Here is a 635-nt window from a genome sequence, read left to right as displayed (position 1 = left end):
GGATATATATGATGAGAAAGTATATGGCTCCTACCGGATTTTTCGCGGTGGCAGTTGGGCAGAAGAGGCCAGGGGGTGTGGGGCAACGTGTCGTCGTCGCAGCCACCCGACATTTTCCATCGACGACCTTGGATTCCGCCTTGCCCAGTCTTTATAAGGTGAAGGTCATTGACTTTATTTTTTATAACAAGGCCCACAGAGCCATTGCTCTGTGGGCCTTGTCGATATAATTGGATTAATCCAGAAAATCATCGTCGGGATATACCAAGGGGGACTTAGGCGTTTCTATCCGCGCAATTTGCTTGGCATCCAGCGCCAATGGTGCCGGTCACCTTGACCCAATCCACTGCGAAAGATTATTTCCAACTGGACGCCTGTCTTCTCAGTGATGCAGAAATGCAGGAGAATTGGAAGCTGTTCAAAGATGAGTTGCCGAATGTGGATTCCGAACAGATAGATATGTTCGGCTGATCTTGCACGACCGACGCTGCTCTGACCCAAGCATATAGAGATTTGAAAGAGATTTGAAATGTGGCCGATTTTCCTTAGGATGATAATCGGTTTGTTTTTATCGGATATCAAGAAAATGTATCGATTCGAATCCACGTAAACGTGGATTCAGACTGTTGAGAAAC

General features: G+C 46.6%; 1 protein-coding gene and 1 pseudogene. Both read left to right on the top strand.

Annotated features, from left to right (window positions below):
* Positions 1-157: pseudogene (locus tag AC1DWB_RS36890) on the top strand (formylglycine-generating enzyme family protein); the annotation flags it as partial.
* 176 nt (positions 158-333) lie between these two features.
* Positions 334-471: a hypothetical protein gene (locus tag AC1DWB_RS36885; protein WP_477545990.1), complete on the top strand. Its 138-nt coding sequence runs from the start codon at positions 334-336 to the stop codon at positions 469-471.
* Positions 472-635: the final 164 nt, after the last annotated feature.

It is taken from the genome of Paenibacillus sp. P4_E11 (genome assembly GCF_056401635.1).
This window is presented reverse-complemented; position numbering and strand designations above follow the sequence as displayed.